This is a genomic window from Brevundimonas sp. FV2ps16 (assembly GCF_058681075.1).
The window spans coordinates 2,087,605-2,109,156 of sequence record NZ_CM178728.1 but is presented as its reverse complement, the minus strand read 5'-3'; the positions used below and the strand labels follow the sequence as shown (position 1 = coordinate 2,109,156).

The window sequence follows — 21,552 nt, the reverse complement described above, 5'->3', positions numbered from 1 at the left end:
CCTGGATTGTCGTCAACTCACCACCACTGCCCAGGCTTGGCCGTGAAGCCCGCCGCCTTTTCAAGCGCGGCCCCGACCTGGAAGACGGTGGCTTCGTCCAGGGCCTTGCCGATGACCTGGAGGCCCAGCGGGAGGCCGCCGGAATCGACGCCGGCGGGGACCGAGAGGCCCGGCAGGCCGGCCAGGTTGGTCGTGACCGTGAAGACGTCGTTCAGATACATGGTCAGGGGGTCGATCTGCTTGTCCCCGATGGCGAAGGCGGCCGACGGGGTCGAGGGGGTCAGGATGGCGTCCACCTGACCCCAGACATTGTCGAAGTCCTCGGCGATGCGGCGACGAACCTTCAGGGCGCGGACGTAATAGGCGTCGTAGAAACCGGCCGACAGCACATAGGCGCCGATGGTCAGGCGACGCTGAACCTCCTTGCCGAAGCCCTCGGCGCGCGAGGTGGCGTAGAGGTCGTCCAGCGAGCTGAACTGATCCGCCCGGTGTCCGAACCGCATGCCGTCATAACGGGCCAGGTTGGACGAGGCCTCGGCCGGGGCGACGATATAATAGGTCGGCAGGGCGTATTTGGTGTGCGGCAGGCTGATCTCGACGATCTCGCAGCCGGCGTCCTTCAGCCATGCCACGCCCTGGTCCCACAGGGCCTGGATCTCGGCGGGCATGCCGTCCACGACATATTCACGCGGTACGCCGATGCGTAAGCCTTTGACCGACTTGCCGACCGAAGCGGTCCAGTCGGGCGTCGGGACGTCCAGGCTGGTCGAATCCTTGGCGTCGAACGAGCACATGGATTGCAGCAGCAGGGCCGCGTCCTCGACCGTCTTGGTGATCGGGCCGGCCTGATCCAACGAAGACGCGAAGGCCACCATGCCGAAGCGGCTGGCGCGGCCGTAGGTGGGCTTGATCCCGACCGTGCCGGTGAAGGCGGCGGGCTGGCGGATCGAACCGCCGGTGTCGGACGCGGTCGCGGCCAGGCACAGGTCGGCGGCGACGGCCGAGGCCGAACCGCCCGAGGATCCGCCCGGCGTCAGATCGGCGTTGGAGCCGGTCGATTTCCAGGGATTCTTGACCGGACCGAAGGCCGAGGTCTCGTTCGACGAGCCCATGGCGAACTCGTCCATGTTCAGCTTGCCCAACATGACCGCCCCGTCGCGCCACAGATTGGCGGTGACGGTCGATTCATACGGCGGCACGAAGCCGCGCAGCATGTTCGAGCCGGCCGTGGTCTGGACGCCCTCGGTGCAGAACAGGTCCTTGATGCCCAGCGGCGCGCCTTCCAGCACCCCACCCTCGCCAGCGGCGATGCGGGCGTCGGACGCTCGGGCCATGTCCATGGCCTTGTCCGCCGTCACCTCGACATAGGCGTTCAGGGTCGGATTGGCGGCCTCGATCTTGGTCAGGAAGGCCTGGGTGATCTCGGCCGAGGAAAAGTCCTTGGCCTTCAGGCCGTCGACGGCGCCCTTTAGGGTCAGTTTGGTCAGGTCGCTCATGACTATTCGACCACCTTGGGCACAACGAAGAAGCCGTCAGCCGACTTCGGGGCGTTGGACAGGACGGCGTCGATCTTGCCGCCGTCGGTGACCACGTCTTCGCGCAGGCGCAGGGGCTGGGCGACGTTCGAGGTCATGGGCTCGACGCCGTCGACATCGACCTCGTTCAGCTGTTCGATCCACTGCAGGATGCCGTTCAGCTCCTGGGCCAGCGGCTCCAGCCGATCCTCGGGGGTCTTGATGCGGGCGAGATGCGCAACCTTGCGCACCGTCGCAGCGTCGATGGCCATGCGGCCCTCCAATGCACGTCGATAAAGGGGTCTAGGGGGCGGGATTAGCGGCACAGGCGCGGATTCACAAGAACGAGGCGGTGTTCGCCTGTACCCAGGTCGTGCCGGGCGCCTTGGCGTGAAAACAGGGTGACAAAGCGCCAAACGCGCCAAACCTGCCAAATCCACCTCATCGCACCCTCCCGCGTTTACGACCGGACACTATAGCCGCGCCAGGAAGGCCGATGGATTGGGCACGCAAAATGAGCCTGAAAGCCTTGCCCCGCCGCACATCGGCATGATCGACAAATAAATTCCGGGCCTGCCATGTCGCTCCGCCGACACGGTCTGCGCCTCAGCAGGACGAGATGGGGCATGGGCGGCGAGCGCCAAACGTCCGGCCGCATTGACGCCACAGTCACACGTCTTGCTTTGGTTTCGCGCAACTACAGGGCACGCCATGTTCCTCGCCGCCATCGCAGCCGCCGTCCTGCAGTCTGCCCCCGCGCCCACGCCCTGCACCTATGACAGGGAGGCGATGCTGGCCCTGTCGCCTCAAGCTTTCGATCAGGACATGGAGGGAGGCTGGCGTCCGCTCGGGAACAGGCGCGAATGCCGCGACACGGCCGTTGAGCTTCTGGCCGCCTATCGCAAGGCGCGCTGGAGAGACATGACCAGCGACCAGCTTCACACCAACTATTGGCACGAGGGCCAAGTCCGAGCCGCCTTGGGCCAGACGGATCATGCCGTGCGGCTGCTGCTGGCGGGGGTCAGTCCTGATCCCGTCGGCGACGGTAAGGCGGACTATGCAATCGGAACGGTGGCCTTCCTGCTCAAGGACCGCGCCGCGTTGCAAGCCGCCCGCGACCGTCTCGCAGCCATTCCGCCTCCCGAAGGGTTCGAAGAGGGTGCGGCGGAGTTCAAAGCTCGATATGGCCGCGAACTGAGCTGGCCGCTCAACCTCGATGTGCTCGACGGTTTTCTGGCCTGTTTCGACAAGCCCTATGACGAAGCCTACAGCCGGGACTGTCGGCCCTGACGCCGCTTCCTCAACTCATCGCCTTTGACTTCCCCGCCCGCCAGTCCTAACCGCAGGCCGTGCCCGTTCTTGACCTCCTCGACCTGCCCGCCGCCTGCCCGCCCGACACGCCGTGGATGGGGCTGGATCTGGGCGAGAAGACCATTGGGGTCGCCGTGTCGGACTCCACCCGCCTGATCGCCTCACCGCTGGAGCTGATCCGCAAGTCCAAGTTCACGCTGGAGGCCGAGCAGCTGTTCAAGCTGATGGCCCATCGCAAGGTCTCGGCCCTGGTGATCGGCCTGCCCGCCAATATGGACGGGACCGAGGGGCCGCGCGCCCAGTCGTGCCGCGCCTTCGCCCGCAATCTGGAGCGGCTGCGGCCGATCAACGTCGCCTTCTGGGACGAGCGGCTGTCCACCAGCGCGGTCGAGCGGTTCCTGATCGAGGACCTGGACCTGAACCGCAAGCGCCGGGCGCAGGTCGTGGACCGCACCGCCGCCGCCTGGATCTTGCAGGGCGCGCTGGATCGGGTGCGGGATCAGGCGACCTGGGTTTGACCGGGCTGATCGCCGGCGTCCTGCCGGTCTTTCTGATGATCGCCCTGGGTTATGGGCTGCGAAAATCCGGCTTCCTGCCCGATGAGGCCTGGCGGCCGATCGAGAAGCTGTCGATCAACATCTTCTATCCCAGCTTCCTGATCCCCGCGATCTGGCACGCGGACCTGGCCGGCGGCGGGGCGACCGTGGCGGGCGCGGCGGCGGTGGGGGCGACCCTGATCGTGGCGGCGGCGACCCTTGCGGCCAAGCCCCTGATCACCCTGGACGGGCCGGCCTACACCAGCGTCTTCCAGGGGGTGATCCGCTGGAACAGCTTCGTCTTCGTGCCGGTGATCCAGTCGGTCTATGGCTCGGAAGGCACGGCCATGGCGGCGGTCGCCATCGCCTTCATCATTCCCGTCACCAATATCGCCTGTGTCGCGGTGCTGGCCAAATGGGGGTCGTTGAAACGCGAGCCCTCGGCGCTGGGCCTGGCCAAGTCGATGCTCGCCAATCCCATCCTGCTGGCCTGCCTGATCGGACTGGCGCTGAACCTGTTGCGCGTGCCCCTGATCCCCGGCCTGTCGGACGCGCTGGGTCTGCTGGGCGCCGCCGCCCTGCCGCTGGGCCTGATCGTCGCCGGGGCGGGGCTTTCGTTTGCCGAGGTCAAGCGAAGCCGCACCACCATCGCCGCCGTGACCCTGGTCAAGCTGGGGGTCATGCCGCCCCTGATGTGGTTCATCGCCTGGGCCCTGGGCGGCGACAGCCTGGCCCAGGGGATCGCCCTGATCTGCGGAGCCGCGCCGGGATCGGCCGCCTCCTATATATTGGCCCGTCAGATGGGCGGGGATGCGCCGCTGATCGCGGGGGTCATCGCCCTGACCACCGTCGGCAGCGCCGTGGTGATTCCGATCCTTCTGATGCTGTTCCACTTAACCTGACTCGCGCCCGACACTGGCGTTTGCGCCGACTCCCGCCTATAGGCGCGTCTCGATGACCCACCCCCACGACGTCACCGACCAGACCATTCGCGACCGGCTGGTCCCGTTCCCCAAGGCCCATTTCCTGGCCGCCTCGGACCTGAACCCCTTCGTCACGCCGCAGTTGCTGGATCTCGGCGACGCCTTCGTCGACTTCAATCGCCAGTCGTCCAAGGCGCTCGACCTGCTGCACGGGCGCACGGTCGTGAACCTGTTCTTCGAGAACTCGACCCGCACCAGTTCCTCGTTCGAGATCGCGGCCAAGCGGCTGGGCGCCGATGTGGTGACCATGCCGGTCGGCTCGTCCTCGGTGAAGAAGGGCGAGACCCTGATCGACACAGCGGTGACGCTGAACGCGATGAAGCCGGACATTCTGGTCATCCGCCACTCGGCCTCGGGCGCGGCGGAGCTGCTGAGCCAGAAGGTCGGCTGCGCCGTCGTCAACGCCGGGGACGGCCGCCACGAACACCCGACCCAGGCCCTGCTGGACCTGTTGTCCATGCGGCGCGCCTTTGGCGACGTAACCAGCCTGACGGTCGCGATCTGCGGCGACATCACCCACAGCCGCGTGGCGCGGTCGAACGTCGCCCTGTTGCAGATGATGGGGGCGCGGGTGCGCCTGATCGGGCCGCCGACCCTGGTGCCCGGCGACGCCGACCGCTGGGGCTGCGAGGTGTTCCACGACATGCGCGAGGGGCTGGCCGGCTGCGACGTGGTGATGATGCTGCGGCTTCAGCTGGAGCGTATGGCCGGCGCCCTGGTGCCCTCGACCCGCGAATATTTCCGCTTCTGGGGCCTGGACCGCGAAAAGCTGGCCTGGGCCAAGCCCGGCGCCCGGGTCATGCACCCTGGGCCGATGAACCGGGGCGTCGAGATCGATTCCGACGTGGCCGACGACCTGGACGTCTCCCTGATCCAGGATCAGGTCGAGATGGGCGTCGCCGCCCGCATGGCCGTGCTGGCCTCCCTCTCCGCCCGTTGGGGGGACAAGTGATGACCACCGTCGCAATCATCAACGCCCGCCTGCTGGATCCCGCCACCGACTATGACGGCCCCGGCGGCGTGCTGATCGCGGACGGCCACATCGTTCGCGTCGTCCACGGCGCAACGCCGATCGACGCCGACCAGGTGATCGACGCAGACGGCCTGTGCCTCGCGCCTGGCCTGATCGATATCCGGGTCAAGACCGGCGAACCGGGGGCCGAGCCCAAGGAGACGCTGAAGTCCGCCAGTCTGGCCGCCGCAGCCGGGGGCGTGACCACGATCGTCGTCCAGCCCGACACCGACCCCGCCGTCGATGATCCGGCGATGATCGACTTCATCCAGCGGCGCGGCGCGGCCCTGAACCTGGTCAATGTCCGCGCCGCCGGCGCCGCGACCAAGGCCCTGGACGGCCAGCGGATGGCCGAGATCGGCCTGATGGACGAAGCCGGCGCCTTGTATTTCACCGACGGCGACAAGGTCATCGTCAACAGCCGCACCCTGCAACGGGTGATGAGCTACGCCGCCGCGTTCAACGCCCTGATCGCGTGTCGTCCGTCTGATCCCTGGCTGACCGAGGGGGCCGTGGCGGCGTCCGGCGAACTGGCCACGCGTCTGGGCCTGTCCGGCAGCCCGGCCATCGCCGAGCGCATCGGGCTGGAACGCGACCTGGCCCTGGTCGAACAGACGGGCGCCCGGTTCCTGGTCGATCAGATCTCGACCGAAGGCGCGCTGGAGACCCTGGCGCGGGCCCGCGCCAAGGGGCTGGAGGTCGCCGTCAGCGTCTCGATCAACCACCTGTGCTTCAACGAGGTGGACATCGGCGATTATCGCACCTTCTACCGGCTGGACCCGCCGCTGCGCTCCGAGGCGGATCGCCAGGCCCTGATCGAGGCCGTGCGCGAAGGCCTGATCGACGTCATCACCTCGGCCCACGCCCCCGCCCCCGCCGAGGACAAGCGCCGCCCCTTCGCCGAGGCCGCGCCCGGCGCCGTGGGTCTGGAGACCCTGCTGCCCGCCGCACTGACCCTGCACCACGAGGACGGGCTGGACCTGCTGGACGTGCTGCGGCCCCTGACCCAGGGACCGGCGGCCCTGCTGGGCCTCGACGCCGGGGTGCTGGCCGAAGGCGCGCCCGCCGACCTGGTCCTGTTCGATCCCGGCGCGCCGGTGATCGTCGATGCGGACAAGCTGCGCTCGAAGTCCAAGAACTCGCCGTTCGACGGGCGACGGCTGCAGGGCAAGGTGATCGGGACCTGGGTGGGCGGCCGGAAGGTTTTCTGACCCACCCTTCCCTCTCCCGTCGGGAGAGGGCTTGAGCGCACGAGAGCGTAGCGATCGTCCTGGCGCGACCCGGAGGGCGGCGCGAAGCAGCCAAAGGGTGAGGGGTCAGGTGGTGCGAGTTGGCCCACCGCCGGTCCCTCATCCGGCCCTGCGGGGCACCTTCTCCCCACGGGAGAAGGGAGAAGAAATCACGCCGTCAGCATCCGCTTCACCACCCGTTTGAACGGCGCCGTCGCCTGGCCGGCGCGCAGGGCGGCGCCGCGCGCGAGACGGGCCGGGGGCGTTTCCTGGGTGAACAGGCGGACCAGGGCGTTGGTGCCCTGGTACAGGGGCCAGCTGGCAAGGCGGTGGTCGCGTTCATAACGGGCCAGCAGGCGTTCCGAGCCGATGTCCCCGCCCCGCGCCGACTTCACCTGCTTGGCCAAGGTATCCTGTCCGCGCAGACCCAGGTTGAAGCCGTGGGCGGTGACCGGATGCATGCCCACGGCGGCGTCGCCGATCAGGGCGAAACCCTCGCCCGCGAACCGGCGGCTCCAGGTGGTGGCCAGGGGATAGGCGCAGCGTTCGCTGACCAATTCCAGCCCGGTCAGCCGGCCCTTCAGCCGCCGTTCCATCTCGACCGCGAAGGCGTCGGGCGACAGACGCATCAGGTCGGCGATGGCGGGGGCGGCCAGGGTGAGAACGACGGAGGAGACGCGTTCCTGCGGATCCGCGACCGGCAGCAGGGCGACGGTCTGACGGTGGTCGAACCATTCGGTGGCGACATGGCCGTGCGCCTGATCGTGACGCATCCGGCAGACCATCATCGACCGGCCCAAACGGTTCATCTCGACGCCGACGCCCAGTTGGTCGCGCACGCCGGAGAAGCGGGAATCCGCCGCCACGATCAGCTTCGCCCGGACCGTCGCGCCGTCGTCCAGCACGACCCGGCCGCGCGGGGCGGCGCCCTGGACAGTACAGCTCGACACCCGTCGCCCGGCCATCAGGGTCACGCCCGGCTGGCCTTCCACGACTTCGAACAGGGTGCGGCGGATCAGGTGGTTGGGGATCAGGACGCCCAGCCGGTCGGCGCCGCCGGCGTCGAAGGTCAGGGCGAAGGGCGAGCCGCCGTCCAGCACCCGCGCCTCGCGCAGATCCGAGATGTCCTCGGCCGGAATCCGGTCCCAGGCGCCGAGGGATTTCAACAGGCGGATGGAGTTGTGGGTCAGGGCGATCTCGCGGCCGTCGAAGGCCGGATCGCGTAGAGCATCCTCGTCCTGGCCCTCGATCACGGCGATCGTCAGCCCGGTTCCGGCCAGGGACCGGGTGAAGGCCAGGCCCGCCGGTCCGGCCCCGACCACGGCCACGTCGAACATCAGATCATCGCGCATGCTGAACTCCTGATCTTCCTCCTGCCCTAGCCGGTTCGTCCGCTCCTTGATCGAGCGCAAATCGTCGCGTCAGCGCGGGCGGCGGCAGGTTGCGGCCTTGGCCACCTCGGCGCCCAGCACCGACTGGACCGCCAGAGGCGTGTCGGTGGCGATCACGGTGACGCCCTGGCGGAACAGGTCGCGATATTCCGAGACGTCGCCGTCGGCGGCGTAGCGGTCGTCGCGGCGGCGGCCCTCGGCGCCCAGGGTGCCGAACTGGACCTCGACGCCCGCCTGACGCAGGGCCGACCACAGGGCGGGCCTTTCCTCGCGCGTGCCGGTCCAGGCCAGGATCTGCGACGCGTTCAGCCCGTCCAGATCTTCGACGCCGTTCAGACCGGCGGAAATCATCATCTCCGGCGCCAGGGCCGCGACGGCGCGGGCGTCGGCGTCATTATAGGTGATCAGAATGACCCGGTTGGCGGCGCCCGAGCGGCGCACCTGGTCGATCACGGCGCGCGCCAGATCGACCGTGGTCCCGCCGTCGGCCGGTTTAAGGTCCAGACTGGCGATGGCGCCGACACGCCCGGCGGCGTCCAGAGCCTCGGCCAGGGTCGGGGGCGCGGCGTCGGTCAGGGCGCCGTTCGAGGCTTTCAGACGCGTAGCCTTGACCTGGGCCAGGGTCAGGTCGGCGACGCGGCCCTGGCCGGTCGTGGTCCGGTCCATGGTCTCGTCGTGCATCAGCACCAGATGGCCGTCCTTGGTCAGGACGGCGTCCAGCTCGAGGATGGCGCCCGGAATGGCGCGGCCCGTCGCCATGATAGCGGCGATGGAATTCTCGGGCTGGTCCGGGGCCGAGACCGCCCGGTGCGCCGAAATGGCCACGCCGCCGTCTCGGACACAGTCGAAATAGGCGGCCATGGCCGGCCCGGCTGTCGCCGTCGGGCGAGACGGCGAGGCGCCGACGCAAGCCGAGGTGGAAATCAGCAAAATCAGGGCGGCGGCGGTGGGGATTCGGGTCATGGCGCACTCCGGCAGGGCGGGCGGACCTGACCCTGCGGCAATCATTGGGTCAAGAGGTCGGATCGCCCTTGCTCCGCAAGGCGCGCCGACGCATTTTGCCACAGCATTCCGTGGGGAGAGAATCAACGTGCAGGATCTGGTGGGCCCCGCGATCGGGACCTTGGCGCTGGTTGCGCTGGGCGGCTATCTGCTCGGCTCGATTCCGTTCGGCGTCGTGATCACCCGCGCCGCCGGCGCCGGCGACGTGCGCAATATCGGCTCTGGCAATATCGGTGCGACCAATGTGCTGCGCACCGGGCGCAAGGACCTGGCCCTGGCCACCCTGCTGCTGGACGCCGGCAAGGGCGCCGTCGCCCTGCTGATCGCGCGGGCGCTGTTCGACAGCGAGGTCGCGGGCGCCATCGCCGGCGGCGCGGCCTTCTTGGGCCACCTGTTTCCCGTCTGGCTGAAGTTCAAGGGCGGCAAGGGCGTGGCCACCTTCTATGGTCTGCTGCTGGCCGCCGCCTGGCCCCTGGGCCTGATGGCCGGCGCGGTCTGGCTGATCAGCGCCTTCGTCTTCCGCTATTCGTCGCTGGCGGCCCTGATCTCGTCGGCGACCGCCCCGCTTCTGGCCCTGCTGCCGCTCGCCGCCGTCGGCCTGCCGGTGGAAATGCCGATCCTCGCCCTGACCGTCTTCGCCGCCGTGCTGATCTGGGTGCGCCACCACGAGAACATCGCCCGGCTGCTGAAGGGCGAGGAACCGCGCATCGGGGCCAAGAAGGCGTGAGCCTGTCGGCGGACGAACGGTTCGCCCGGCTGCGGCTCGCCCGCACCGACCGCATCGGTCCCGTCGCCTTTTCCCAGCTGCTGGACCGCTACGGCTCGGCCGTTCGCGTGCTGGAGGTCCTGCCCGACCTGGTCCGCAAGTCCGGCGCGGCCTCCATTCCCCCGCCCGTCGCAAGCATTGAGCGCGAACTGGCCGACGGCGAGCGGGTCGGCGCGCGCCTGCTGGTGCTGGGCGATCCCGACTATCCCGAGGTGCTGGCGGCGCTGGATCCGCCCCCGCCGATCCTGTGGACCCGGGGTCGGGTCGAACTGCTGAACGCGCCCAGCGTCGCCATCGTCGGCGCCCGGATCGCCTCGGCCGGCGGCCAGCGGATCGCGCGCGGCCTGGCGCTGCAACTGGGTCAGGCCGGCCATGTGGTCGTCTCGGGCATGGCGCGGGGCATCGACGCCGCCGCGCATGAAGGCGCCCTGGCGAGCGGGACTGTCGCTGTGCTGGGCGGCGGGGTGGACGACGTCTATCCGCCCGAACACGTCGACCTCTACGACCGGCTGATCGATCAGGGCTGCGTCGTGTCCGAAAGCCCCATCGGCGCCCGCGCCCAGGCGCGCGACTTCCCTCGGCGCAACCGCATCATCTCCGGCCTGTCGCGCGGCGTCGTGGTGGTCGAGGCCGAGATCAAGTCGGGCTCGCTGATCACCGCCCGCCTTGCGGCCGAACAGGGGCGCGACGTCTTCGCCGTGCCGGGCTCGCCGCTGGACCCGCGCGCCAAGGGCCCCAACGAACTGCTGCGTCAGGGCGCGATTCTGTGCGAGGGGATCGAGGATATCGAGCGCGCCTTCAACACCCTGCGCACCCTGCGGGCGCCGCCGTCGCAGCCGATCGACTATGACGAGGTGGACGACGGCTTCCTGGACCGGGTCGCCGCCCTGCTCTCACCCACCCCGACGCCGCGCGACGAGATCGCCCGCGCCCTGAACGCCCCCATGGGCCAGGTGGCCGCCGCCCTGCTGGAGCTGAGCCTGGCGGGCCGTGCGGAGCTGCTGCCGGGCGGCCTCGCGTCGATATAGTGGCGTCGATATAGTGAAGTCTCTTCCGGACTCGCGTTCAATCCGTGATAGTCAGCGCCTGATCCCACTCCCAGATGACGGGCTAGTTTACGGGCGTCCGGCGGCCGGTGCATTGACACATGGCTCCGCTCCAACCACGTTCGCGCCCCTTCCCGAGACCGAACACGCATGAACCTCGTTATCGTCGAGAGCCCCGCAAAGGCCAAGACCATCAATAAATACCTCGGCTCCGGCTACGAGGTTCTGGCGTCCTACGGCCACGTCCGCGACCTGCCGTCGAAGGATGGATCGGTCCTGCCCGACGACGACTTCTCCATGCACTGGGAGGCCGACGCCAAGGGCGCCAAGCGGCTGTCCGAAATCGCCGAGGCCGCCAAGCGCGCCGACCGCGTCATACTGGCGACCGACCCCGACCGCGAAGGGGAAGCCATCAGCTGGCACGTGCTCGAAGTGCTGAACAAGAAGAAGGCGCTGAAGGACACGCACGTCGAGCGCGTCACCTTCAACGCCATCACCAAATCCGCCGTGCTGGAAGCCATGGCCAATCCGCGTCAGATCGACATGGAGCTGGTCGAGGCCTATCTGGCCCGCCGCGCCCTGGACTATCTGGTCGGTTTCACCCTGTCGCCCGTCCTGTGGCGCAAGCTGCCGGGCGCGCGCTCGGCCGGGCGGGTTCAGTCCGTCGCCCTGCGCATCGTCGTCGATCGCGAGATGGAGATCGAGAAGTTCAAGGCGCAGGAATACTGGTCCATCGAGGCCGACCTGAACGCCGACAGCCCGCCCTTCACCGCCCGCCTGGTCAAGCATGAGGGCAAGCGGGTCCAGCGACTGGACATCAAGGACGAGGCGACCGCCGCCGCCGCCCGCGCGGCCATCGACGCCGGCGACTTCACCATCAACTCGGTCGAGAAGAAGCCCGTCCGCCGCAACCCGGCCCCGCCCTTCACCACCTCGACCCTGCAACAGGAAGCCTCGCGCAAACTGGGCTTTTCGGCCCAGCGCACCATGCAGGCGGCGCAGAAACTGTATGAGGGCGTCGACGAGACCGGCGGCCTGATCACCTATATGCGGACCGACGGCGTCCAGACCACGCCCGAGGGCATCGCCCAGGCGCGCGAGGTCATCGGCAAGGAGTTCGGCCCGGCCTTCGTTCCGCAGGAACCACGCTATTACAAGACCAAGGCCAAGAATGCTCAGGAAGCGCACGAAGCGATCCGGCCGACGAACATCGCCCGTCATCCCGACAGCCTGCGCCTCGAATCCGATCTTCAGCGTCTGTACGAGCTGATCTGGAAGCGGATGGTCGCCTCGCAGATGGAGGCGGCCCGCATGGACCGCACCACGGTCGATATCGAAACCTCGGACGGTCTGACCGGCCTGCGCGCCACCGGCCAGGTGGTGACCTTCGACGGCTTCCTGGCCGTCTATGAGGAAGGCCGCGACGAGAAACAGAAGGGCGCGGAAGAGGACGAGGGCGACGACACCAGCCGCCTGCCCGCGCTGAAGGAAGGCGCCAAGGCCAAGGTCGACGCCATCCGCACCGACCAGCATTTCACCGAACCGCCCCCGCGCTATTCGGAAGCCACCCTGGTCAAGAAGCTGGAAGAGCTGGGCATCGGCCGGCCGTCGACCTACGCCTCGACCCTGTCGACCCTGCGGGACCGCGAATATGTGCGGGTGGACAAGAACCGCTTCTATCCCGAGGACAAGGGACGGCTGGTCACGGCCTTCCTGGAGCAATTCTTCCGGAAATGGGTCGAATACGACTTCACCGCCGCCCTGGAGACGCGTCTGGACGAGGTGTCCGCCGGTCAGCTGGACTGGAAGGTGCTGCTGCGTGAGTTCTGGTCGGACTTCCACGCCGCGACCCAGGCCGCCGGCGAACTGCGCACCACGGCTATTCTGGACGCCCTGAACGAGTCGCTGGGCGCCCATATCTTCCCGGCCAAGGAAGACGGGTCCGACCCGCGCGAATGCCCGCTGTGCCACCAGGGCCAGCTCAGCCTGAAGACCAGCCGGTTCGGCGCCTTCATCGGCTGCGAACGGTACCCAGACTGCAAATACACCCGCCCCGTCGCCAGCCCGTCGGCTGAAGACGGTTCGGCGGAAAGCGGCGATCGCGAACTGGGCATGGATCCCGAGACCGGCCAGCCGGTGCAGCTGAAGATTGGGCGTTTCGGACCCTATGTCGAAATCACGCCGCCCGAGGGCGACAAGCCCAAACGCTCGTCCCTGCCCAAGGGCTGGTCGCCCGCCTCGCTGACGCTTGACCAGGCCCTGCGCCTGCTGGCCCTGCCGCGCGAGGTCGGGGTTCACCCTGAGGACGGCAAGATGATCACGGCGGGGCTGGGCCGTTACGGACCCTTCGTCCTGCACGCCGGCACCTATGCCAATGTCTCGGACATCGACGAGGTGTTCGAGGTCGGTCTGAACCGCGCCGTCGCCCTGCTGGCCGAGAAGCGCGCCGGTCGTCCGGGTCGCGGCGCCGCCACCGCCCCGCTGAAGGACCTGGGCGCCCACCCGGAGACGGGCGAGCCGATCCACGTCATGGCCGGCCGCTTCGGTCCCTACGTCAAGTCGGGCAAGATCAACGCCACCCTGCCCAAGGGCACGGCGCCCGAAGACCTAACCCTGGAAGACGCCCTGCCCCTGCTCGCCGCCAAGGCTGGCTCCGCGCCGAAGAAGAAGGCTCCGGCGGCCAAGAAGGCGGCTGCGCCCAAGAAGGCTGCGGCTGCGAAGAAGCCGGCGGCCAAGAAGGCGCCGGCGAAGAAGGCCAAGGCGGAAGACTGACTTCCTTCTCCCCTTGCGGGAGAAGGTGGCCGAGCGCAGCGAGGTCGGATGAGGGGTCGGTCAGTGCATGACCGGCCCTTTTCCATTGACGACGGAGCAACCCCTCATCCGGCCCTACGGGCCACCTTCTCCCGCAAGGGGAGAAGGATCAGTTGAGGGTGATCCGCCGCGCGCCCACTGGGATCGCCAGCTCGTCGCCGGACCATTGCGCGGCCCGCCCGTCGATGCGGACCCGCTCAGGCCGCCCCTCCCCCGCCGGCCATTGCAGCACATAGCCGCCCGGCGGCGTCGCCCCTTGGCCCAGGGTCAGCACGTAGGCCGCCCCCTGTTTGCGATAGGCGTAGGTCAGCGCCCCATAGGCGGTGCGCAGATCCTTCACCCCCACGCCCTCCTTCGTATCCAGCCAGATCTCAGGCACGCCTGCCGCCAGCACCAGGGCGTGGTCGCGGTCGCGTTCGTAGGCGAACAGGTCCAGGGCCGAGCGGATATAGTCGGAACTGATCCAGGCGTGCGGCATGTCGCCGATGAAGCGCGGCTCGCGCTTGTCGCGCCCCACCACCTCGGCCCAGCCGTTCCAGGCCTCGGGCCGGCGGTCGGCCATCAGGAAGTCCAGCACCGCCAACGCCCGGTCCTTCTGACCCAGCCGCACATAGGCGCCGACCAGCCGCCATTCGTAGGGGGTATAGTCCTTCCACGCAGTGCGATTGGTCAGGCGGTTCTGGAAGTTTTCCCAATAAAGATCGAAGGTTCGCGCCATAAGTTCCGGCGGGAGATTACCCTGCTCGCCCGGCGGCGACAGGGCGATGGTGGTCGAGGTGGCGTCGAAATCGCCGCGGTCGGCGGCGCCGGCGATCCAGTCGATGTCGTGATGTTCAGCCGTCGCGACGATGGAGGCGCGGATGTCGGCGGCGAACTGATCGCGTGCGGCGGCGTAGCGAGCGGCGGCCTCGGCGTCGCCCAGGGTCTGGGCGATGAAGACCGCGTCCTTGTAGCCCAGCAGGCCCCAGAAATCGTCCCAGTAGGAATAGGCCGCCTTATCCGAATAGCCCTCGTGGCTGATCGTCGGCGGCAGCAGGCCGTACAGGTGGCGCTGGTCCGACGTCTGGAAGGCGGCGGTGCGGGTGGAGGCGCGCAGCTCGTCCATATAGGCGATGGCCTTCTGCACCTGTGGCCAGACCTGGCGCAGCAGGGCCTCGTCGCCGGTGTAGCGATAGGTCTCGGCGGCCAGGAAGACGAACTCGCCGTGGCTGTCGTTCTCGGGCACCGGATCGGCGCCCCGCGCATCGACGCAGCAAGGGACCTTGCCGTTGTCGAAGACATAGGGGGCGTACCAGCGCAGATAGTCGGCGGAGTGCTCGGCCATGCCCAGCCGGTTCAGCCCCTCGGCCATCATGGCGCCGTCGCGGATCCAGGAGCGGTTGTAGCTGCGGGTGCCGGGCTGGAGGATCGGCCCCTGACGCGACATCAGCATATGGGCCAGCGACGACTTCAACGCGTCCTCGATCCGCTGGGCGGCGGGCGGCAGGGTCAGGTCCACCCGGTCCAGCTTCTCGCGCCATTCGGCGGCCAGCGCCTGCTCGGCCTGATCCAGGGCGGCGAGGCTCTGCCCGGACTGCGGCGGATCGCCCGCCAGCGGCGACAGGAAGCCGAAGGTGCGTGTCTCGCCGGGCTGAAGCGTCACCTCGTACAGCAGGGCGCCGGCCGGCAGGTCCGTGGCGTCGGAGACGGCGACCGGCTCGCCCGCGGGCCGTCGCGCAGTCGGCAAAATCAATGATTGAGGATCAGCTCCTGCGTCGAAGCTGGAGGCCGCCACGGCGTCCGGCGCGGTCAGGGGCTGGACCCGGACGTCGTCGTTCAGCGTCAGGCTCGCGCCGTCCCAGGCGATCCGCTCGACCGGCGCCACGCCGCCGGGAATGGCCAGGAACTGCACGGGTCCATTCACCTGGAACGGTCGCGCCGTCAGGGCCAGGGTCAGGCTGCGCGGCCGGTTCGAGGTGTTGGTCAGGTCATAGCGGCCCCACAGACGCGCCTGGTCCGGCGCGCCGTCGGCGAAGCTGGTGATCTTCAGCGTCCAGTCGTCGGCGGTCCAGGTCACGGACGGCATGGGCAGGTCGTCGTCCCTCAGCCCCTGTTCGATATTGACGTCAGCCCAGGTGATCAGCCGCCCGTTGTCGACGACGAAGGGTTCGATGCTGGGGCCGGCGCGGCGCAGTTCGATGGCGCCGTCCTCGCCGATCAGGCCGCTTTCGCCACCGCCGTCGAGGCCGACCAGGGTCCAGTAGGGCTGTTCCCCGAAAAAGCCGCGTGGATAGAGGCCGCGCCGGCTCTCCTTGGCCACCGCCTCCACGAAGGCCGTGGCGTCCTCGCCGAACGCCAGGGGTTCGACCTCGATCTCGTCCAACGCATAGGTTGTCGCCTGCCCCGCGCCCAGCCGCTGGCCGGCGCCGGAGGATCCGACAACGTCCGACGCGGGGACCGGGTTCAGCGGCTCCAGCCGCAGCCACCGCGCCGTGGCCTCCGGCGTTCGCAGCCAGTCGACGCCGCCGTTCCCGCCCTGAATTGTCGCCAGGTCCCGCCAGTCGCGCCCGTCGGTCGAGGCCGAGATCCGATAGTCCGCCGCCGCCCCCCGCTCGCCCCAGCGCAGAGTCAGGCCGCCGAACTCGCGCTCGTATCCCAGGTCCAGGGTCAGGGCCGACGGTTCGCCCACCGGCGGGGTCCAGGCCGTCTTCGGGTCCAGATCGACGGCGTTGGCGGCGGTCGTCTGCGGTCGGCCGTCGGCGGCGACCGGCTGCGGCGGCACGGCGGGATCGACCGGCAGGGCGCGAAGGCTCAGTTGATCGATCTCGACGGCGCCCTTGCCGCCCTCGGCCGCCACCACGACGAACTCGACCCGTTCGGCGCGGCGCAGCACCGTCTCCGGGCTGGGGCCCCAGGCCTTGGACACCTGGCGGCGTTTGATCACGAACTTCGTCCAGCCGTCGGGGAAGTCGTAGCGGGCGGTCTGTTTCCACCAGACGTTCTCGGCTGAGGCGTCGGTCAGCTTGACCTCGAAGGTGTTGACCGGCCCGGCGCCGCGCACCCAGAAGCTAATCTCGTAGTTGTCGGGCAGGTCGAACGGCAGGGGCCGGCTGAGCACCGCATAGCCGGCCTTGCCGTCGAAGTCGTAGTCGAGCCGGACGGCCCGACCGTCATGCCCCGCCAAGGCGGAGACGGCGGCGTGGACGTCGGTCGAGGCGCCCGCCTGCCACCGCGAGGCGTCGTCCATGCTGTCGAGAACGCGAGTGTCCTGGGCGACGGCGGGGGCGGCCATCAGGGCGGCGCTGAGCGCGAGGGCGGAGGTCAGGATACGCATTCGGATTACTCCAATTTCCTCTGTTGCCGTCATCCTCGGGCTTGTCCCGAGTATCCATACGCCCGGTGTCGAAGGCGTGCGTCCCGTCCTCGACGGAGTCTATGGATCCTAGGCACAAGGCCCAGGATGACGGCAGTAGAGGGCTACACGGATCACCCCTTCACGCTGCCCGCGAGCATGCCGCGGATGTAGTAGCGTTGCAGGGCGAGGAAGAGGATGAGGACGGGCGCCACCGTGACGACGGCGCCGGCCATCATCAGCTCGATGTCCTGCACATGTTCGCGCGACAGGGCCGCCAGGGCGACCGGGAGGGTGTAGTTCGACTGGTCCGTCAGGATGATCAGCGGCCACAGGAAGTCGTTCCAGCTGCCCAGGAAGACGAACAGGCCCAGGGTGACGATGATCGGCTGCAGCGTCGGCAGGACGATGCGGCGGAAGATCTGGCCTTCGCTCGCGCCGTCGATGCGAGCGGCCTCCAGCATCTCGTCGGGAATGCTCAGCGCATACTGGCGCACCAGGAACAGGCCGAAGATCGAGGCCAGCCACGGCACCAGCGCCCCGGCATAGGTGTTCACCAGCCCCATCCCCTTCAGCATCAGGAACAGCGGCAGGGTGCCGATCTGGGCCGGCACCACCAGGGCGGCGACCAGCAGCTGGAACAGCCGCTCACGCCCGGTGAACTTCAGCTTGGCGAAGGCGTAGCCGGCCGGGACGGTGAAGCTGAGCGCCAGGATCGTCGCCAGGGTCGCCAGGCCGAAACTGTTCCACAGATAGCGGCCCATGCCCTGGTTCAGGAACAGGTCCTGATAATGCTCCAGCGTCCAGCGCGACGGGACCAGCGGCGGCGGGAAGGTCGCCGCTTCGCCGGTGGGCATGAAGCTGACCGACGCCATCCAGACCAGCGGGAACAGGACGATGAGGGCGATCAGGGCGACGGCGAGGTTGAGGAAGATGGCGCGGAGTTTCACTGATACGCCCCCACCCGCTTGGCCACGGCCAGCTGCACCAGGGTGATGGCCAGAATGCACAGGAACAGGACGAAGGCGACCGCGCTGGCGGAGCCCAGGTTCCACCATTTGAAGCCCTCTTCGTACATGAAGTAGAGCACTGTCACCGTGCTCTGGGCCGGGCCGCCTTGGGTCATCACATAGGGTTCGGCGAACAGCTGGAAGAAGCTGGCGACCGAGATGATCGAGACCAGCAGCATGGTCGGCGCAATGGCCGGCAGGGTGACATGGCGGAACTGTTTCCACGGCCCGGCGCCGTCGATGCGGGCGGCCTCGTACAGGTCGTCCGGCACGGTCTGAAGCACCGCCAGGAAGATCAGCATATTGTAGCCGAAGATCTTCCAGACCACGAACATCAGGATGGCGGGGATTGAGGTCGAGGGCTGGCCCAGCCAGTCGACGGCGGGCAGGCCGATGCTCTCCAGCCCCCAGTTGATGACGCCGTAGCGGGTGTGCAGCAGATAGCGCCACACCACGGCGGTAGCGACCAGGGTGGTGACATAGGGGGCGAAGAACATGACCCGCCAGATCGGCCGCCACTTCACCACCCGCGCATTCAGGATCACCGCCGCCGCCAGGGACGCGGCGATGGACAGGGGCACGCCCAGGACGGCGAAGGTCAGGGTGTTCTTCATCGCCCCCCAGAACAGCGGATTGGTCATCAGCCGCTCGTAGTTCTGCAGACCGACGAAGCGTAGATTGTCGAGGTTCGCCAGGGCGTAGATGTCGAAGTCGGTCAGGCTGAGCAGCAGGGCCGCGATCACCGGAAGGGCGAAGAACAGGCCGATGGCGATCATCGCCGGGGCGACGAAGCCCCAGGCGGCGCGTTCGCGGGCTGCGAGGCCACGTGAACGTCGGACGGCAGATATTGCGGGATCGGCGACGGTCATACGGCCCTGCCCTGTTCCATCATCCAGCGGCGCTTCTCCAGCAGTCGGTCCGCCCGACGGTCGATCTCCGCCGCCGCAGTCTCGGGCGTATATTCGCCGCGCACCATCCGTTCGGCGACGATCTGCATCTCCGTCACGATCCGTTCCCATTCCGGAACCTTGGGCACGGCCTTGGCGCGTTCCAGCTGGCCCCGGAAAGGCGCCAGCATAGGGTCGCGCTCGACCTGGGCGATGTCCCAGGCGCTCTGGCGCGCCGGCAGGTCGCCGACGATGGTGTTGAACCGGGCCTGGACGGCGGGTTCGGACAGATAGCGCACCAGGGCCCAGGCCGCCTCCTGATGCGGCGAGGACTTGAACACCGCCAGGCTCGACCCGCCCGGCGCCGAGGCGCCCAGACCAGTCGGCCCCGGCACGCCGGCCGTGGCCCAGTTCGGCTGGAACGACGCCGGCAGGCGCGAACGGAAGTCGCCCACGCTCCACGGGCCGGAGAAGTAGAAGCTGAAATAGCCGCGCGCGAACTCGGTCCAGACGTTGGAGATCTGCGCCGCCGATGCCAGGGGCGCCAGGCCCTCGGCGAACAGGCTGCGATAGAAGGCCAGGGCCGAGATGAAGCCGGGGTTGGAGAAGTTGCCGCGCGTATTGCGGTCACGCAGCAAGGGCTCCTCGGTCTGAAGGCCGAAGGTCAGAAGCTGCTCGAACTCGTTCAACGGAAGCAGGATGGCGTAATTGTCGCCGCCCGCCGCCCGCTTGACCCCGTGCATGGCCCGCTTCCATTCGGCCCAGTTCTGGGGCGGCGCGTCGAAGCCGGCGCGCGCCAGCAGGTCCGTGCGGTAGAACAGCAGGCGCGTGTCCACATACCAGGGCGTGGTCATGGCCCGGCCGGCCACCTCGTTGGTCTCCAGCACCGCCTCGAACTGATCGGTCAGCAGATCGGCGGCCGCCGGCGGGGTCGGCGACAGGGCGCCGATCGCGGTCAGTTCCGACACCCAGGTGTTGCCGATCTGGCTGACGTCCGGCAGGGAATCGCCGGCGTAGGCGGTGAGCAGTTTCTCGTGCGCCGCCGTCCAAGGCAGGGGCTGGACCGCGACGCGGACGCCGGGGTTGCGGCGCTCGAACTCGGGCATGAACTGGCCCACCGTCCCGCCCTCATTGCCCATGGCCCAGAAGCGCAGCACCGTCTCGCCGTCACGACGCGGCGTGCAGGCCGCCGCCGCCCAGCCCGCCAGCAGCGCCAGGGCGCCCCGCCTGTGCGGGCCAGAGGTCATGCGTTGAGCCAGCCGCCGGTGAAGCCCGCTGTCTCCAGGGCCTTACGGATGTGCGGCTCGCCGCGCATGTAGCGCCAGATGAAGTCGGAGCGATGGTTCTCGGTCATGCCGACGATGGGACCCTGGTCGATGCCCAGATAGTCGTCGGCGACCCAGCCCACACCGTCAATGATCTTGCCGTGCTGCAAGGGCCCGTCGCGCTGGGTCAGGGTCGGGTTGAAGCTGTCGAGGAAGCCCCACTCGGTATAGATGCCCGCGCCGAACCGGCTCTTCATCGCCTTGATGCAGGGCACGACGATCTCGGGCGCGAAGGCGATGGAGCTTGCCGCCGCCGTCGGGGCGATGGTGCCGTCGTCCCGGTCGCCGGGGCCGCGCGCCGAATAGCTGAAGAACTCGCGCTCGACCCCGTTGATCGTCTGCTTGAAATCGCCCGGCCCGTCGCAGGCCGTCAGGCCCCAGGTCTCGGACGAATAGCCGACCCACTGGCCCGGATTATCGTGGGCGTATTTCTGCTGGGCGTAGACGGCGCGGCGGCTGTTTTCGAAATAGTCCAGATACTCGCCCATCTGGGCCGACTGGCCCCGCATCCAGGCGTCCTGGATGCCGCGGAAGTCGACGTACATATGGCTGTACTGGTGGCCGAAGATCGGCGCGAAATTCAGGTGCCAGCTGCCCCAGCGGTCGGTCCAGCTCTCGTCATAGCTGGCGGCCCATTCGTGCCAGACATTGACCGAGACCGGATGGGTCGGGCTGCCGATGGCCAGCAGCAGCACCAGCATGCCCTCGTTATAGACGTGCCAGTCCGAGGGGATGAAGCCGCTCTCGGGATGCCAGCCCATGGTGATCCGGTTGTCGCGCACGACGGCCCAGTCCCATTCGATCCGCTCGTACAGGGCCTGGACCCGGCTGCGGATCTCGACCTCGTCCGGGTGATCGCTGTCGAAATAGCGGGCGGCGAACAGCATGCCGGCCATCAGCAGGGCCGTGTCCACGGTCGACAGCTCGTTGGTCCGGTAGCGATGACCGGTCTCCATATCGAGGAAATGATAGAAGAAGCCCTTGTGCCCCGCCGTGCCGGTCGGCTCCGGTCCCTGGGGCAGGCTGTAGAAATAGCGGACGGTGGTCAGGGTGCGTTCGCGCGCCTCGTCCCGGCTCATCCAGCGGCGCTCGACGCCGATGGGCCAGCAGGTCAGGGCGAAGCCGACCGCGGCGATGGAGCAGAAGGACGGACTGGGCCAGCGATCGGGCGTCAGGCCGGTGCGCCGATCCGTGACCTTTTCGAACCAGCGGAAGGTGCGTTCCTGAAGCTCGTTGATCTCGCGGTCCAGCCGCAGGGGTCGGCGTTCGGTCCCGTTGACTGCGCCCGTCACCGCCTGCTGCGCCGCCGCCTGGTCCGCGACCATGCCGCAGACCGCCAGGGCCGCAGCCCCGGCCGTGGTTCGCATCAGGAAGTTTCGGCGGTTCATGGGCACGCTC

General features: G+C 68.5%; 17 protein-coding genes. 8 read left to right on the top strand and 9 right to left on the bottom strand.

What is annotated here, in order from left to right; translation table 11 throughout:
* Positions 1–17: 17 nt before the first annotated feature.
* Both gatA and gatC read right to left on the bottom strand, forming a co-directional pair.
* Complete coding sequence (gene gatA / locus ACW170_RS10230; protein WP_492086589.1) at positions 18–1,496, bottom strand: Asp-tRNA(Asn)/Glu-tRNA(Gln) amidotransferase subunit GatA; 1,479 nt, start codon at positions 1,494–1,496, stop codon at positions 18–20.
* 2 nt (positions 1,497–1,498) lie between these two features.
* Positions 1,499–1,786: an Asp-tRNA(Asn)/Glu-tRNA(Gln) amidotransferase subunit GatC gene (gene gatC, locus ACW170_RS10225; protein WP_008261275.1), complete on the bottom strand. Its 288-nt coding sequence runs from the start codon at positions 1,784–1,786 to the stop codon at positions 1,499–1,501.
* A 439-nt stretch (positions 1,787–2,225) separates the two neighbouring features.
* Between gatC and ACW170_RS10220 the strand changes: the two genes are divergently transcribed.
* Genes ACW170_RS10220 through pyrC form a run of 5 tightly spaced genes read left to right on the top strand, consistent with a single transcriptional unit; the run spans position 2,226 to position 6,567 of the window.
* Positions 2,226–2,804: a hypothetical protein gene (locus ACW170_RS10220; protein ID WP_492086588.1), complete on the top strand. Its 579-nt coding sequence runs from the start codon at positions 2,226–2,228 to the stop codon at positions 2,802–2,804.
* 59 nt (positions 2,805–2,863) lie between these two features.
* A complete protein-coding gene (gene ruvX, locus ACW170_RS10215; protein WP_492086587.1) occupies positions 2,864–3,343 on the top strand; it encodes a Holliday junction resolvase RuvX in 480 nt (159 codons plus the stop codon).
* A complete protein-coding gene (locus ACW170_RS10210) occupies positions 3,340–4,263 on the top strand; it encodes an AEC family transporter (RefSeq protein ID WP_492086586.1) in 924 nt (307 codons plus the stop codon). Before ruvX ends, ACW170_RS10210 begins: the two co-directional genes overlap by 4 nt.
* A gap of 52 nt (positions 4,264–4,315) precedes the next feature.
* Positions 4,316–5,296 (top strand): aspartate carbamoyltransferase catalytic subunit, encoded by a 981-nt coding sequence (locus ACW170_RS10205; protein ID WP_492086585.1) that lies wholly within the window; start codon positions 4,316–4,318, stop codon positions 5,294–5,296.
* A complete protein-coding gene (gene pyrC, locus ACW170_RS10200; RefSeq protein ID WP_492086584.1) occupies positions 5,296–6,567 on the top strand; it encodes a dihydroorotase in 1,272 nt (423 codons plus the stop codon). Before ACW170_RS10205 ends, pyrC begins: the two co-directional genes overlap by 1 nt.
* Positions 6,568–6,755: 188 nt before the next feature.
* Here the strand turns inward: pyrC and ubiM are convergent, their stop codons facing one another.
* Together ubiM and ACW170_RS10190 are read right to left on the bottom strand one after the other, a co-directional pair.
* The gene (gene ubiM, locus ACW170_RS10195; protein WP_492086583.1) at positions 6,756–7,937 is read right to left on the bottom strand and encodes a 5-demethoxyubiquinol-8 5-hydroxylase UbiM; all 1,182 of its coding nucleotides are present in this window, start codon (positions 7,935–7,937) and stop codon (positions 6,756–6,758) included.
* Positions 7,938–8,006: 69 nt separating this feature from the next.
* The gene (locus tag ACW170_RS10190) at positions 8,007–8,939 is read right to left on the bottom strand and encodes a glycerophosphodiester phosphodiesterase family protein (RefSeq protein ID WP_492086582.1); all 933 of its coding nucleotides are present in this window, start codon (positions 8,937–8,939) and stop codon (positions 8,007–8,009) included.
* A gap of 127 nt (positions 8,940–9,066) precedes the next feature.
* Between ACW170_RS10190 and plsY the strand changes: the two genes are divergently transcribed.
* The 3 genes from plsY (at position 9,067) to topA (ending at position 13,562) form a co-directional block, all read left to right on the top strand.
* Entirely contained in the window at positions 9,067–9,705 is a 639-nt protein-coding gene (gene plsY, locus ACW170_RS10185; protein WP_492086581.1) for a glycerol-3-phosphate 1-O-acyltransferase PlsY, read from the top strand.
* Complete coding sequence (gene dprA / locus ACW170_RS10180) at positions 9,702–10,772, top strand: DNA-processing protein DprA (protein WP_492086580.1); 1,071 nt, start codon at positions 9,702–9,704, stop codon at positions 10,770–10,772. The genes plsY and dprA overlap by 4 nt, the downstream gene beginning before the upstream one ends.
* A 168-nt stretch (positions 10,773–10,940) precedes the next feature.
* Positions 10,941–13,562 carry a type I DNA topoisomerase gene (gene topA, locus ACW170_RS10175; RefSeq protein ID WP_492086579.1) on the top strand — a complete coding sequence of 874 codons (2,622 nt, stop codon included), beginning with the start codon at positions 10,941–10,943 and terminating at the stop codon, positions 13,560–13,562.
* Positions 13,563–13,710: 148 nt separating this feature from the next.
* On the opposite strand, the gene ACW170_RS10170 is transcribed toward topA, so the two are convergent.
* From ACW170_RS10170 to ACW170_RS10150, 5 genes are all read right to left on the bottom strand, one after another.
* Complete coding sequence (locus tag ACW170_RS10170; RefSeq protein WP_492086578.1) at positions 13,711–16,914, bottom strand: discoidin domain-containing protein; 3,204 nt, start codon at positions 16,912–16,914, stop codon at positions 13,711–13,713.
* Positions 16,915–17,066: 152 nt separating this feature from the next.
* On the bottom strand, positions 17,067–17,882 hold the full coding sequence (locus ACW170_RS10165) for a carbohydrate ABC transporter permease (RefSeq protein ID WP_492086577.1): 816 nt from the start codon (positions 17,880–17,882) through the stop codon (positions 17,067–17,069).
* Positions 17,879–18,811, bottom strand: coding sequence for a carbohydrate ABC transporter permease (locus tag ACW170_RS10160; protein WP_492086576.1), 933 nt, complete (start codon positions 18,809–18,811; stop codon positions 17,879–17,881). Before ACW170_RS10160 ends, ACW170_RS10165 begins: the two co-directional genes overlap by 4 nt.
* Positions 18,808–20,076: a sugar ABC transporter substrate-binding protein gene (locus ACW170_RS10155; protein WP_492086575.1), complete on the bottom strand. Its 1,269-nt coding sequence runs from the start codon at positions 20,074–20,076 to the stop codon at positions 18,808–18,810. The genes ACW170_RS10160 and ACW170_RS10155 overlap by 4 nt, the downstream gene beginning before the upstream one ends.
* On the bottom strand, positions 20,073–21,542 hold the full coding sequence (locus tag ACW170_RS10150; RefSeq protein WP_492086574.1) for a glucoamylase family protein: 1,470 nt from the start codon (positions 21,540–21,542) through the stop codon (positions 20,073–20,075). The genes ACW170_RS10155 and ACW170_RS10150 overlap by 4 nt, the downstream gene beginning before the upstream one ends.
* Positions 21,543–21,552: the final 10 nt, after the last annotated feature.